At 54.4% G+C, this 14,833-nt stretch carries 12 protein-coding genes; 3 read left to right on the top strand and 9 right to left on the bottom strand.

Annotation, left to right across the window (positions count from 1 at the left end):
• Positions 1-4: 4 nt before the first annotated feature.
• Positions 5-889: a CoA transferase subunit A gene (locus tag GSQ70_RS09950; protein WP_158782377.1), complete on the top strand. Its 885-nt coding sequence runs from the start codon at positions 5-7 to the stop codon at positions 887-889.
• 4 nt (positions 890-893) lie between these two features.
• Positions 894-1,709 (top strand): CoA-transferase subunit beta, encoded by an 816-nt coding sequence (locus GSQ70_RS09945; protein WP_158782376.1) that lies wholly within the window; start codon positions 894-896, stop codon positions 1,707-1,709.
• Positions 1,710-1,726: 17 nt separating this feature from the next.
• On the opposite strand, the gene GSQ70_RS09940 is transcribed toward GSQ70_RS09945, so the two are convergent.
• The 9 genes from GSQ70_RS09940 to glyQ form a co-directional block, all read right to left on the bottom strand.
• Positions 1,727-2,734: a LacI family DNA-binding transcriptional regulator gene (locus GSQ70_RS09940; RefSeq protein WP_158782375.1), complete on the bottom strand. Its 1,008-nt coding sequence runs from the start codon at positions 2,732-2,734 to the stop codon at positions 1,727-1,729.
• Between the two features lie 211 nt (positions 2,735-2,945).
• Positions 2,946-4,328, bottom strand: coding sequence for an MFS transporter (locus GSQ70_RS09935; protein ID WP_158782374.1), 1,383 nt, complete (start codon positions 4,326-4,328; stop codon positions 2,946-2,948).
• 133 nt (positions 4,329-4,461) lie between these two features.
• Complete coding sequence (locus GSQ70_RS09930) at positions 4,462-5,388, bottom strand: MaoC family dehydratase (RefSeq protein ID WP_199257249.1); 927 nt, start codon at positions 5,386-5,388, stop codon at positions 4,462-4,464.
• 19 nt (positions 5,389-5,407) lie between these two features.
• Positions 5,408-6,568, bottom strand: coding sequence for a CaiB/BaiF CoA-transferase family protein (locus GSQ70_RS09925; RefSeq protein ID WP_158782372.1), 1,161 nt, complete (start codon positions 6,566-6,568; stop codon positions 5,408-5,410).
• Complete coding sequence (locus GSQ70_RS09920) at positions 6,568-7,200, bottom strand: dihydroxyacetone kinase subunit L (RefSeq protein ID WP_158782371.1); 633 nt, start codon at positions 7,198-7,200, stop codon at positions 6,568-6,570. Before GSQ70_RS09920 ends, GSQ70_RS09925 begins: the two co-directional genes overlap by 1 nt.
• A complete protein-coding gene (locus tag GSQ70_RS09915) occupies positions 7,200-8,204 on the bottom strand; it encodes a dihydroxyacetone kinase subunit DhaK (protein ID WP_158782370.1) in 1,005 nt (334 codons plus the stop codon). The genes GSQ70_RS09920 and GSQ70_RS09915 overlap by 1 nt, the downstream gene beginning before the upstream one ends.
• Positions 8,205-8,219: 15 nt before the next feature.
• Positions 8,220-9,959: an acetolactate synthase catalytic subunit gene (locus GSQ70_RS09910; protein WP_199257248.1), complete on the bottom strand. Its 1,740-nt coding sequence runs from the start codon at positions 9,957-9,959 to the stop codon at positions 8,220-8,222.
• A gap of 349 nt (positions 9,960-10,308) precedes the next feature.
• Positions 10,309-12,378: a glycine--tRNA ligase subunit beta gene (glyS, locus tag GSQ70_RS09905; protein WP_158782368.1), complete on the bottom strand. Its 2,070-nt coding sequence runs from the start codon at positions 12,376-12,378 to the stop codon at positions 10,309-10,311.
• A gap of 9 nt (positions 12,379-12,387) precedes the next feature.
• Positions 12,388-13,299 (bottom strand): glycine--tRNA ligase subunit alpha, encoded by a 912-nt coding sequence (gene glyQ / locus GSQ70_RS09900; protein WP_158782367.1) that lies wholly within the window; start codon positions 13,297-13,299, stop codon positions 12,388-12,390.
• 260 nt (positions 13,300-13,559) lie between these two features.
• On the opposite strand from glyQ, the gene GSQ70_RS09895 reads away from it, so the two are divergent.
• Complete coding sequence (locus GSQ70_RS09895) at positions 13,560-14,828, top strand: nucleoside permease (protein ID WP_158782366.1); 1,269 nt, start codon at positions 13,560-13,562, stop codon at positions 14,826-14,828.
• Positions 14,829-14,833: the final 5 nt, after the last annotated feature.

Below are 14,833 nucleotides of genomic sequence, written 5' to 3'. Positions count from 1 at the left end.
TCCCATGAAATCAAAACTGATCGCGCTTCCGGACGCGATATCGCGCATTCCTTCCGGTTCCACCGTAGCGCTGGGCGGTTCGCTGCTGCGTCGACAGCCAATGGCGATTGTGCATGAAATGATCCGCCAGGGGATTACCGACCTGACCTTACTTACCTGGGCCACCACGCTGGCGACCGATATGCTGGCAGCAGCAGGAGCGATCCGCCGCTGGGAAGGAATATATGCCGGTTTTTTCCGCCACGGTCTGGCACCGAACTTTCGCCGTGAGGTGCAGCAGGGGAAAATTGAAACCCATGACTATTCGGAATCAGCTTTCGTTGCCCGATTTCGGGCGGCAGGAATGGGATTAAGTTTTCTGCCTTCCAAAGCGCTACTGGGTACCGGCATGCAGGGCAAAAGTCCCGATGAGATACAACCCATTACCTGTCCGTTCAGTGGCGAACGCTATCTGGCGTTGAAGGCTGCTGAGACGGATTTCACCCTTTTGCACGGTTATGTTGCTGATGAGTATGGCAACGTACAGTGGCCTGTTGTGCGCGACAGTGATGATATTGATCAGATGATGGCTTCCGCCTCCCGGCGTCTGATTGTCACTGTTGAAAAGATTGTGCCTCATGCGCAAATTTGCCGACGCCCTGCGCTGACATACATCCCTCACACACTGGTTGAAGCCGTGATTGAAGTGCCTTATGGCGCGCACCCTACCGCGACTGATGGGTTTTATAACGAAGATGAGACTGAATTACAGTCCTGGTTGAGTGCATCAGCAGAGCCGGGGGGCAGCGAGCGTTATCTGCGTGATTACATCCTTAATATTCCTGACCGTGCGGGCTACCTGGCAAAGGTGGGGTCGCTGGCTGCCTTAGATGTTAAGAGGGAGAGTTAAAACCATGCGTACACCTGACTACACTACGGAAGAATTGATGATCAGCAGCATTGCCCGTGAACTACGGGATGATGAGCTGGGTTTTGTTGGTCTTGGTACTGCAGCCCGTGCATTTACTCTGGCTGTCGGTATCCCAATTGCTGCCGCACGGTTGGCACAGCTTAAGCACGCACCCGGATTTTCCATCTATTGGGGAAATTTGCTGACGCCAGCACTGGATGCTATTCCGGATGCGCTATTACAGGATGCGTATACGCACTGGCCTGCAGCCGCTTCGCCAGCTGATGTAGGGTATAAGATCGATATGGTGACCAGAGGCCGTTTCGATGTCTCTTTTGAGTCGGCTCCGCAGGTCGATCAGTATGGCAATCTGAATATCACCGAGATTGGCGGCAGTCAGCCACCAGCAACCCGGCTGGTTGGCTGCCTGGCACAGACGGAACACCTGGCATTTATTAAACGACCCATTATCGTCACTGATTTATCGCGCAGAGGGTTTGTGAAAAAAGTCGATTTTATTACCAGCGTGGGCTATCTGGAGGGGGGAGAGAGCCGTGCAGATCTGGGGTTGCCTGGTCCCGGCCCCAGCTTGTGCGTAACTGACAAGGCGATTTTCGATTTCCATCCACAGTCGAAAAGAATGCGCTTACGCTCAGTCCATCCGGGCGTGACGCTGGATGAGGTGCTCAGCTTAATGGGATTTGAACCGGAAATTCTGCCGCAATGGCAGGAAACGCCAGCACCATCCGCTGAGGAAATTCACCTGATCCGCAACGTGATTGATCCTCATGGACAGCTATTTCAGGCGAAAAAAGCTTAAGCAGTTTCACACTCGCCTTACGGTGTTTTAACCGGCCCGGTGGAGCCACGGACAATGAGCTTCATCGGGAATATTTTCTTTTTCGGGCTGGGCTTGCTTTTTTGCCGGATCATTTTCATCAGCATCGTGGTGGCCGCTGCGCCCATCTCGCGGCGTTGCAGCGCAATGGTGGTGAGATTAATCGGTGAGAACGAAGCCATTTCAATGTCATCAAGGCCGATAAGAGAGAAATCATCCGGGATTTTCAGTCCCGCTTCATGAGCTGCATTCATGACGCCGATGGCACTCATATCATTAGCTGCCAGGATGGCACTGGGGCGGGGAGACATGGCAAAAAAACGCTTAGCCGCCTGATATCCGCCCCTCACGTGGTAATCACCCTGCACCACATAGTCCGGGGCTGGTGCCAGCTGGTAGCGCTGAAGTGCGTGCAGGTAGGCCTGATAGCGCTCATCTGCCGTTGAGGAGTCTGCCGGCCCGCGGATCAGCCCAATCCGCTGATGGCCAAAGGCGACCAGATGCCTGACTGCGGCATCAATACCTTCTTCATTATTGGCCCCCACATAAGTATCCTCATGCTCAGTCGAACGCCGTTGCAGCAGCACATAAGGCGTGTCCCCTGCCAGTAATTCGCGGACTTCCTCCTGCTGACAATGTTGCGAAAGCATGACCAGGCCATCCACCTGACGATCAAGCAATACGCGCATCTGAGCCAGCTGTTTATCAAGCTGGCCATCCGTATTACAGACCAGCAGGCTGCACTGTTCCTGGTCGGCGATATCTTCAATACCGCGCAGAAAGTCAGGGGAAGAGGGGTTAGCGACATCAGCCAGCAGCACGCCGAGGGTAAAGGTTCGCTGCATGCGTAGGGAACGGGCTACCACCGACACCCGGTAACCAAGCCGATCTGCGGCAGCCTGCACTCGTAAGCGCGTCGACTCGCGCACATTATCTTTGCCGCTCAGGGCATTGGATACCGTTGACAGTGCCACTCCGGCTTCACGGGCGACATCAAAAATGGACACCTTTGTCCCGGACAAAGCGTTTCTGTTCTGCGCTGATTTTTTTGCCATTGGAACGAACCTTGCTGACATAAACGGTATTAATCAATTTAATCCGCACGATTATTACACGTCCAGATAAAAAAAACGTTTTTATCCGCATCTAACCCTGAAAAGAGGACACCGGGGCAATCGCCGCCGGTGCCGAAACTCCATTTTTATCAGGCAAAGTCACTTATCTTGTTTTCAAAAGCATTGATTTACTGCGACTACTGGGTTTGTCTGACGGGATCATGCTGCTATTCAGGTCGCGACCTAAAGTTTCACCCGCGCCCAGCGCACAAAGTGCTGTAATCAGACCGGATACGATTATCATGATGGCGATCGGCCAGAATTGTCCGTCAGCCCAGGCCACTAACGCAGTGGCAACGGCTGGGGTAAAGCCACCAAAGATACCCGCCAGCTGTGAGCCTACGGATACGCCAGTGTAGCGGACTTCCGTAGAGAAAAGTTCCGACAGGTAGCAGGGTTCAATGCTGTACATCGAGCCAATCACAAAGCTGTAAGCCAGGATCAGACCAAGGTAAATCCCCCACAACTGCCCGGAGTCGATCAGCCAGTAGAAGGGATACGCCAGCAGGCAGGAACCAATGGAACCGATCAGGAAAACCGAGCGGCGCCCTATTTTGTCAGCGAGCAGGCCCCAGAGGGGAAAAGCAATCAGCCCGGAGCAGGCTGCCAGCATCACCCCAATCAGGACGGTATTACTGTGCATGCCAAAGCGCGAGGTGCAATATTGTAATACATAGCTGATAACCAGATAACCGACCACGCTCTCACTGACACGCAGGCCTGCTGATAAGAATATTTGTTTAGGGAATTTTTTAAATACCTGCACGATCGGGAGTTTATTTTTCTCGCGATCTTTCGCCATCTTACGAAACATCGGGGGTTCTTTAATTTTCAGGCGAATAAATATCCCAATCAGCATCAGGAATATACTGGCCAGGAAAGGAACACGCCAGCCCCAGCTTAAAAACATCTCGGAGGGTAAAGAGGAAGCCAGGGCAAAAGCCATCGTCGAAATCAGTACGCCCAACACATTCCCTAACTGAACAAAGGTGCCATAAAAACCACGGCGGTGTGCGGGGGCATATTCAATCATCATAGTGGTTGCTCCCCCCCATTCTCCACCAACGGCCAGGCCCTGAATCAGGCGGATAATGACCAGCAAAATCGGTGCGGCAATCCCAATTGTCTCATAGCCTGGCAACAGGCCGATCACCACTGTTGCTCCGCCCATAATCGTTATTGAGGCCAGCAGCATCGCCTTCCTGCCGATTGTGTCACCAAAATGGCCGAAAATGACGGCCCCAATGGGGCGAGTGACGAACGCCACTCCCAGCGTGGCGAAGGAGACGATAGTCGCGACGGTGGGGGGCATATCGCTGAAGAAAAGATGAGGGAAAATCAGTGCTGCAGCGGCACCATATATAAAGTAATCATAAAATTCGATGAACGTCCCAATTAAACTGGCGAGAGCAACTCGTGACAGTTCTTTCTTATCTATTTGTTCATCTTCATTATTTCCAGCTGGGTTGACTGTATTGCTATTCATAGCGTTCTCCTTCAAAGGAGTGATTGAGTAGGGTCATTTTTTTTATGCGCAGGTTGTCCCCACGCTTTTATAATTCGTAGTCAAAGGTAAAAATGTCATGCTTCCATTTATTGGACCAGATAAGCGCTGCTAATTAATTTTTATTAGCACTTGCCCATCCCGCTGCGGTTATTTCACCATGCTGATTTTCTGCCCAGACATGAAATTTTATTAACTCATCTTCCACTTCCTGTACTACGGCCTTACAGATAATGGTGTCGCCACGGAACACCGGTTTGACGTAGGCCATTTTTATCCATCCTGAGGTATGCCAGCTTTCGCCAATAAATCGTGCCAGCATCTCCGCAATCCAGCAGGTTTCCATCATGCCCTGTGCCAGCGTGTCGCGAAATCCGGCCTTAAGCGCCACTTCGCGGTCGGTATGAATGTTGTACCACTGGGTATTGCCACCAGAGAAAACCGTCATTTGTGCCTGCTGTGGACATTTAATCAGCGGTTTTACCGGTGTTCCTGGCGCTAAGTGTTCACTCGCCCGCTCAACTGGGGTCAGGTGTTCAGGCCAGAGAGGCTGCACATGGCCTTCTACTGGTGTCTTGCTGGCTCCACCAGTGCCGAGCTGGATGTTGTCAGGAATGCGCATAATCTCTGTGCTGATCTGGCGAACATACAATTTGCCGCTTATCGCATCACGTGCTTCGGTATCAAAGACGGTATAACCTTTCCCCCGTTTCATATATTTATCGGTATATTTGCCGCTGTAATGCAGTTCTGTATCCAACGGAATTGGGTTTACAAACCAGATCTCTTCTTTCTGATGCAGCCCCACGGTACGGCTGGGGTCATAAACGCTACAGAACAATGCGACCAGGTCACGCCCCGCCATTGGAGCAGGAACGAAGGCCGCCGTTTCACCAAAATAGTCCGGGCTGTAATCATCCAGCGCGAAGCAGGCGCGGCGGCGCCAGGCTTCATCAGCTTTCACCGTTAACGGGCCAATCGGCTCATCAACCACCACATTTTCCCAGGTCGGTTCCCGCAGTTCAGGGTTAATACGCGACATCATTTTTTCCTCGTAGTCATCAGGGTTGATGCGGTTTACCGCACCATTCCGCCAGAATTTCATCGGTATGTTCGCCCAACAGCGGTGGCGGACGGCGAATCTCCCCCGGCGTTTCTGAAAGGCTGACAGTCACGCCATGCGTGGTGTAGGTACCTGCGGTGGCATGCTCTATGTCCACTAACTGATGACGGGCCTTCAGCTGTGGGTTTTCCAGCACTTCATCAATGCTCGCTACTTTGGAGCAGGGGACACCGGCGACATCCATCAGTGTCACCATCTCTGCAGCACTCTGTGTTTTCGCCCAGGCGGCAATTTCTGCATCAATGGCCGGGCCATTTTCCAGCCGGGCGTGATAGGTGTTGAAACGGATATCTTCCAACAGGTCCGTGCGTTCAATCGCCTTCACCAGTCTTGAAAACAGCGCGTCGGTACCGGCGGATAAATAGACCCAGCATCCTTCCCTTGTCTGGTAGCTGTTAACTGGGGCAGAGTAGCGATCCAGATTACCCATCCGCGTCATGGTGCTGCCCAGCTGTGCCTGCTCCGGAATGGCGGAGATCAGCATACTGACCGCGCTCTCCAGTAACGATGCTTCAACCAGTTGACCACGTCCGGTGAGATGCCTGGCATTGAGTGCGGCAAGCGTGCCAATAGTGGCGTACAGCGCAGAGGCGTAATCCACCATAAAAGTACCTGCCATAGTGGGAGGCCCATCCGGCTGGCCGGAAATACTCATCAGGCCGCTCATCGCCTGGGCAATGGCATCAAAGCAAGGGCGCTGAGCCAGCGGACCCGCCTGACCAAACCCGGAGATCCGCACCATAATCAGGCGGGGATTGAGTTGTTTTAAGGTTTCCCAGCCACAGCCCATTTTTTCCATGGTGCCGGGACGGAAGTTTTCAATCAGCACGTCGGCATGGGCAATCAGCTCACGCAGTTGCACCTGATCATCAGGGTCACGAAAATCCAGTGCCAGACTGCGCTTATTACGGTTAAAAGAGAGGAAATAGAGGCTTTCACCGTTAAGCTGAGGTTTATTCTGCCGGGTGTCTTCCCCTTTACCTTTACGTTCGACTTTCACCACATCGGCACCCATATCGGCCAGCTGCATAGCGCATAGCGGGCCAGCGATAAAGCGGGACAGATCGAGGACTTTCAGCCCTTCAAGTGCTCCTGACATTACGAAGTCTCCTCTGAGGAAATTAGGGGGCTGACGGCTGCGGCAACCAGATGGGAAAAGGCCACCATGCCGGGATCGTTCATCCCCTTCGAACGTTCGGAAAACATGCGTGCCCGACCGATCTTATTTGGCTTTTGCCGGAAATCATTCAGTGCCTGGTCAATCGCCTGCGGGGCTACTTCTCGCCAGCGGTCGCTGTTGGGTTCATTCGCCAGCGCCTGCTGCAGGGCATTAATTGCATCCAGCACCGTTTTATCTCCAAGGCTGGCGCCGCCACGAGCCATCAATGCCGACAGAATATCCTGCAGGAGCGGACTGATTTCGGTGTCCTGCAACATGGTTTTATCGCTACATTTTTGTGCTGCCGTCAGCAGTGCCACGCCAAGCAAAGTCCCGAAACTGGAGCCAGATGCCCGGACACAGGCCATTGAAGTCAACTGGAAAAGTGCACCGATATCCTTCGGCTGGGTTTCCAGCGCCTGTTCAATCAGGCGGGCACATTTTTCCAGGGTGGCCCCCAGATCGCCGTCGCCCAACTGGCCATCCAGCTCATTCAGCTGTGGCGCTACCTCGTGGATTTTTGCCGTACAGCGCCTAAAAATCGCCACCAGCTCATGTGTCGTGAAGGTCATCAGAGGTTACTCCAGTAAGGGCATTGCGCCGGTGCCAGCAGCAGAGACTCCAGTTCGTCATCCAGCGTCAGTAATGACAGTGAAACGCCCGCCATCTCCATTGAGGTGGCATAGCGGCCAATACGGGGGAGCACAATCGTGAAGCCTTTGTTCTCAAGCTTGGGTGCCAGATAGCGGTAGAGGATATATAACTCCTCCAGCGGCGTTGCCCCCAGCGAGTTAACCATCAGCGAAACTCGTTTACCGGCATCCGGACCACGATCGTTAAGCAGAGTGGTTAACATCTCTTCTGCCAATTCATCGGCAGGTAATAACGGGCCACGCCGGATCCCAGGCTCACCGTGGATACCCATGCCGATTTCCATTTCGTTTTCCTCCAGGGTAAAGGTGGGCTTACCCGCTTCCGGCACCGTACAGGGAGAGAGTGCGGCACCAATCGTAACAGTGTTGTCCACTGCACGGCGGGCAATGGCCGTCACGTCTTCCAGGGTTGCGTCCGGTTGCTGTGCTTTGGCTCCGGCCACTTTCCAGGCATATATCACCCCGGCAACTCCCCGGCGTTTCTCTTTTTCCACCTGTGAGGCGCTGCCCACATCATCTGTCGCCAGTACAGTCGCGGTTTGGATGCCCTCTGCGGAGAGCATTTCGCTGGCCATGGCAAAGTTCATTTTGTCGCCGCCGTAGTTACCAAACAGCAACAGCACACCTTTCCCCTGGTCCGCACTGCGAATCGCCTCTATACAGTCCATCACCGCCGGGCCTGCAAAGACATTGCCGACCGCGCAGGCATCCAGCAATCCTTCACCCACATAGCCCGTGAACGTGGGCAGATGACCACTTCCCCCGCCTGAAACCAGTCCCACCTTTGCCATGTTTGCAGACTGCGCACGAACAATAACTCGCCCATCTTCACCTTGCTGGCGATAAATATGAGGATGGGCAAGACACATGCCTTCCAGCGCCTGATCGGCATAAGTCTCGGGGGAATTAAGAATCTTTTTCATGATCTTCTCCGCCTCTCAATACTGTAAATTTTTCTGGCCATCAAACATCGTTACAGGCGGCCAGGCTCGCTGATCCGTAGTCACATCAATGACTGTTGTGTTGGCGGTACTGAATGCTTTTTTCAGTACGGGAAGGAAATCGTCAGGCCGATCGATTTTTACTCCTTCACAACCACAGGCTATGGCGATAGCAGCATGATCGACAGGCTGGAAATCACAGGCATCGGAATAGTCGCCAAACAGTGCTTTTTCGGCATGTTTTTCATAACCGAGGATCTGATTATTCAGCACTACCAGAACGACGTTAATCCCCATGCGCCGTGCCGTTTCCAGTTCTGACCAGACATGGGCAAAGCCGCCATCGCCAACCAGTGCAAATACGGGGGCTTCCGGACGGGCCAGTTTGGCACCCATGGCATAAGGGAAGCCCCAGCCCAGCCCAGCCAGACCGCGAGGGGTAATGAAGCGGGCACCAACGGCACGGGCGGTCAGGAAGTTGGCCACCCAAATTGAGGAGTAGCTGGCGTCAGAGACCACTACCGTTTCTGGGGTGAGAACGCTGTCCAGATCGCGCATCAGGCGTTCAGGACGGATTGGGCTGGCCGTAAGATCGAGCGTATTGTTCACCTCAGAAAGCCAGGTTTCATGGGCCGCCGCAATTTTTGACGCCAGCGAGGAGCGATTTGCCTTGCGCTGCGACAAATCCTGCTGTTTGAGTGCAGCTGACAGTGCCTGTAGCGTGAGTCTGGCATCGCCCACCAGACGCAGTGCATCGTAGTTACGGCCTACTTCAGCGCCATCAATATCAATATGAATATAACGGGCGTTTTGCGGATAGAGGTTCCAGCTATCGGTGCCATTTTGGTTGGTACGATTGCCAATCAGCAGAATCACATCGGCTTCGGTCACCATGTCGCGCAGATGACGTGTGCGTCCACGGGTTCCCATAAAATAGCCGACCACACCGAGGGAAAGTTCATGTTGTTCGTTCACCGAACCTTTTCCCATCGCGGTAGTGGCTACCGGCAGGCAGGCTGTCTCCTGCAAATCCGCAAGGTCCTGTGCGGCATCGGAAATATGCACGCCGCCCCCGGCAATAATCAGCGGTGAGGCGGCACCGGCCAGCAGGCGGGCAGCTTCTTCAATAGCGGCTGGATCCGCAACAACGCGGTCGAGAGGAAAGTGCCCCAGCGAGCTACCGTGCTGGCGGGGTGTCTCTTCTGCGACTTCATTGAACAGATCGATTGGCACGATAATGACCGCCGGGCCAGGGCGTCCCGAGGCTGCGGCGGTGAAGGCCATATCAATATAATCATTCAGGCGCCCGATCTCGCTGACACGTCTGGTCCATTTGGCAACGCCTTTGAACAGATCCAGGTGATCCAGTTCCTGGAAAGCGTTCTTATCGGTCATCTTGCGGTGCACATCCTGCACAATCGCCACCACCGGTACCGAAGCTTTAAAACATTCCGCCAGGCCCGCCACCAGCAAGGTTGCGGCTGGGCCGTTCTGCGCGGTGACTACAGCGACTTTGTGCGTTAAACGCGCATAGGCATCTGCCATATAAGTTCCGGCATTTTCCGCACGGTAGCCCACCTGACGGATGCCGTAGTGTGGGGTTGCCAAAAATAACGCAGCCGGAATACTTTGCCCAAAAATCACTTCCACACCGTGGCGTTTCAGTGCGGCGGCACAAATATGCGCTCCGGTTCTGCGCTGTTCGTCATTCAGAGTTACCGCTTGTTCACTGCTCATCATTCGCTCCCACTCATGTTTCTTGTTGCGTTCACCACCTGGCTATCCGGCCGGTATTAACAAGGTAGTAACCTGTGTTTAACTTTTAAGCAGACTCACATAAAAACGTTTTTATTAGAAACGTTTTTATTCAGTTTTGTGGGGACTGATCACGAATTTCACAGACGGGAATGATAGAGGTTAATTTTAACCTATTGTTAAATATATATTTTAAGGATTAAGCGTTTTTTCAGAGTTTAACCAGAGATAGCTATGGGGGGGATAAGGCTTGTTTTATCCTTGTCAGGGTTGAAAATCGGATTTGGAATGAAACGCGGGGGAAACAGATCCCCCGCATCATCTTCCCGGCTTACTGCAGCAGAGAAATGTCCGCCACCTGCAGGAACAGCTCACGCAGTTTCGACAGCAGCGTCAGGCGGTTGATCCGCACTTCACGCTCTTCCGCGTTTACCATCACTTTCTCGAAGAAGTTATCCACGGCGGTCCGCAGCTGCGCCAGCTCAATCAGCGCATCCTGATAGCGGCCTTCTGCAAAGTAAGGAGCCAGCTTGCTGGTCAGCGCCGACACGTAGGTTGCCAGTTGGATCTCTTCGTTCTCTTTCAGCAATGAAGCCTGCACGCTGTCGTTCAGCGGCTCGGTGGACTTCGCCAGAATGTTGGAGACGCGCTTGTTGGCTGCGGCCAGCGTGGCGGACTCTTCCAGCGTACGGAAGTGGGAAACCGCCTTCATACGCGCGTTGAAATCCGCCGGACGGGTAGGGCGACGGGCCAGCACGGCCTGGATGGTGTCCACGCTGTGGCCTTCTTCCTGATACCAGGTGCGGAAACGACCGAGCATAAAGTCGATCACTTCATCGACCACTTTGGCGTTGTTCAGCTTGCTGCCATACAGGCGCACCGCCTCTCCGGTCAGCGTCTGCAAATCCAGCTGCAGATTCTTCTCAACGATAATACGCAGCACGCCCAGCGCGGCGCGGCGCAGTGCGAACGGGTCTTTATCGCCTTTCGGATGCTGGCCGATACCGAAGATCCCCGCCAGGGTATCCATTTTGTCAGCAATCGCCAGTGCACAGGCCACCGGGTTGGAAGGCAGCTCGTCACCGGCAAAGCGCGGCTGATACTGCTCGTTCAGCGCCACGGCCACGTCTTCTGCTTCGCCATCGTGGCGCGCATAGTGCATGCCCATCACGCCCTGGGTGTCGGTGAACTCGAACACCATGTTGGTCATCAGGTCACACTTGGACAGCAGGCCAGCGCGGGTCGCGTGGTTGACGTCTGCCCCAATCTGCCCGGCAATCCAGCCAGCCAGCGCCTGAATACGGTCAGTTTTATCGCGCAGCGTACCCAACTCTTTCTGGAACAGCACGGTTTCCAGACGTGGAAGGTTATCTTCCAGGCGCTTTTTACGGTCAGTGTTGAAGAAGAACTCCGCATCGGCCAGACGTGGACGCACCACTTTCTCATTACCGGCGATAATCTGCTGCGGGTCTTTCGACTCGATATTGGTCACAAAGATAAAGTTTGGCAGCAGCTTGCCCACAGCGTCATAGACCGGGAAATACTTCTGATCGCCCTTCATGGTGTACACCAGCGCTTCAGCCGGAACCGCGAGGAATTTCTCTTCAAACTTCGCCGTCAGCACCACCGGCCACTCGACCAGGGAGGTGACTTCTTCCAGCAGGCTGTCGCTGAGGTCGGCAATACCGCCCATTTTGCGGGCAGCGGCTTCAGCATCTGCCTTGATCTGCGCCTTACGCACTTCATAATCCGCCTGAACTTTGCCGCGTTCCAGCAGGATCTGAGGATACTGATCGGCGCTTTCAATGGTGAATTCCGGCTCGCCCATAAAGCGGTGGCCGCGGATTGTACGGGTTGAATCAATGCCGAGGATGGTGGCCGGAATGCTCTCGTCACCCAGCAGCAGCGTCACGGTATGCACCGGGCGGACAAACTGCACGTCAGAATCGCCCCAGCGCATCAGTTTAGGGATCGGCAGCTTCGCCAGTGAAGTACTGACCATGGCTGGCAGCAGCGACTGGGCGCTTTCGCCTTTCACATGGGCGCGATACAGCAGCCATTCACCTTTGTCGGTGCTCAGACGCCCGGCCTGATCGACGGTGATACCACAGCCTCGGGCCCAGCCTTCTGCGGCTTTGGTTGCCACACCGCTGGCATCAAACGCAGCGGCAATGGCCGGGCCACGTTTTTCGACTTCGCGGTCCGGCTGCGCCGCGCTCAGGTTTGCGACCTTCAGCGCCAGGCGGCGGGGGGCCGCGTACCAGCTGACTTCACCGTGGCTCAGGCCTGCGGCATCCAGCTCAGCGGTAAAGTTAGCGGCAAAAGATTCGGCAAGGTTACGCAGTGCCTTTGGTGGCAGCTCTTCGGTGCCGATTTCCACCAGAAAAGTTTTCTCAGTCATGGCTGCCTCTTATTTCTTGTTATTGCACATCGGGAAGCCCAGCGCTTCACGAGACGCATAGTAGGCTTCAGCCACGGCTTTAGTCAGGGTGCGAATGCGCAGGATATAGCGCTGACGCTCGGTTACGGAGATCGCTTTACGCGCGTCCAGCAGGTTAAAGGTATGACCCGCCTTAAGGATGCGTTCGTAGGCTGGCAGCGGCAGCGGTTTCTCCAGCGCCAGCAGGCTCTGGGCCTCTTTCTCATACTGCTCGAAGCAGCTGAACAGGAAGTCGACATCCGCGTATTCGAAGTTGTAAGTGGACTGCTCCACTTCGTTCTGATGGAACACGTCGCCGTAGGTGGTTTTCCCCAGAGGACCGTCACTCCACACCAGATCGTAAACGCTGTCCACGCCCTGGATATACATCGCCAGACGCTCCAGACCGTAGGTGATTTCGCCGGTGACGGGTTTGCACTCCAGGCCGCCAACCTGCTGGAAATAGGTGAACTGCGTGACCTCCATGCCGTTCAGCCACACTTCCCAGCCCAGGCCCCATGCGCCCAGCGTTGGGTTTTCCCAGTTATCTTCCACGAAACGGATATCGTGAATGGTCGGATCCATACCCAGCTCTTTCAGCGAGCCCAGGTAGAGTTCCTGAATATTGTCCGGTGAGGGTTTGATGATCACCTGGAACTGATAGTAGTGCTGCAGGCGGTTCGGGTTCTCGCCGTAGCGGCCGTCAGTAGGGCGGCGTGAAGGTTGCACGTAGGCCGCGGCGATTGGCTCAGGGCCGAGTGCGCGCAGGCAGGTCATCGGGTGAGACGTTCCCGCACCTACTTCCATGTCCAGTGGCTGCACGATGGTACAACCCTGACGTGCCCAGTAATCCTGTAAGGTCAGGATCAGTCCCTGAAATGTCTTGGTATCAAACTTTTGCATGTTGAATTCGCACGCGAGACGGTTTTAAAAAGTGGGCGTCAGTATACCCTTTGACCGCCAGATAGTCAGCCCGATGTTAATTAAGCGAAGTTATCCGTTCGGTTTCTGCCATTCTCGCGATCTTAATCAGCCATTTTCTCAGACAGAAAGGCAGACTTGCTCTGAAAAAGCGATTCAGCTCTAAGAATCGACCATTGGTATTGCAAAGGTATTATTCAAAGGTACTATTGGTCTGGTACCTACACCCGGGAATCACCCACATGAAAAATAAAATAGCCTCTTTGTCTTTAATGATGTTCATCGAATGGTTTATCTGGGGAGCATGGTTCGTGCCGCTCTGGGCCCTGCTGCACAGCAAAGGCTTTACCCCGGTAGAGATCGCCTGGTGCTATGCCTGCACCTCGCTGGCGGCCATCATGTCCCCCATTCTGGTCGGGTCACTGGCCGACCGTTTCTTCCAGGCACAAAAGGTGCTTGCCGTGCTGATGCTTGCTGGTGCTGTGCTGATGTTCCTTGCCGCACAGCAGGATCATTTCGGGCCGTTCTTTATCCTGCTGCTGCTCTACTCTCTGACCTACATGCCGACCATCGCACTGACCAACAGCATTGCCTTTTCGCATGTTGGTGATGTGGAGCGCGACTACCCGCGCATTCGCGTTCTCGGCACGCTGGGCTGGATTGCCTCCGGTATTGTCTGTGGTTTCCTGCCGCCAATGCTGGGCTTTGGGGATATCTCGGCCAGCAATATTCCTCTGCTGATCGCTGCTGCCAGCTCTGCTGTTCTCGGGGTCTTTGCTCTGACGCTGCCAGCGACAGAACCGAAAAGCCGGGGGAAATTCAGCCTGCGGGTGGCGCTGGGACTGGATGCATTGCATCTGCTGAAGGATCGCAGCTTCCTGGTCTTCTTTGTCTGCTCATTTATGTTCAGCATGCCGCTGGCCTTCTACTACATCTTTGCCGAAGGCTTTCTCAGCGAAGTGGGGTTGCAGCACGCTACCGGCTGGATGACGCTGGGTCAGCTGTCTGAGATCTTCTTCCTGCTGGCGTTGCCGTTCTTTATCAAGCGTTTTGGGATTGGCAAGGTCCTGCTGCTGGGGCTGGTCACTGCCGCGCTGCGCTATGTGTTCTTTGTGTTCGGCAGCGATCAGAACGTCCTGACCTACGGCTTGCTGTTTATGGGCATTCTGCTGCACGGCGTCAGCTACGACTTCTATTTTGTTACCGCCTATATCTACGTGGATAAAAAAGCCCCTGTTGAGATGCGCAATGCGGCTCAGGGGTTGATTACCCTGGCCTGCCAGGGCGTGGGGAGCCTGTTGGGTTATCGCCTCGGGGGTTACCTGATGCAGGAGATGTTCCAGTATCCGCAGCCTGTAAATGGCTTAACCTTTAACTGGAGCGGGATGTGGCTGTTTGGCAGCGTGATGATTGCGATTATCACCGTGGTCTTTGTGGTGCTGTTCCGCGATGGTCGTAAAAAAAGTGACGAGCTGAGTGCGTTAGTCATGTCGACCGACAGTGAAAAGTAGCCACT

The sequence above is a fragment of the Pantoea sp. BAV 3049 genome (genome assembly GCF_009765445.1).
GTDB lineage: Bacteria > Pseudomonadota > Gammaproteobacteria > Enterobacterales > Enterobacteriaceae > Erwinia.
The sequence above is the reverse complement of the archived record's forward strand: the minus strand, read 5'-3'. Positions and strand labels throughout refer to the sequence as shown.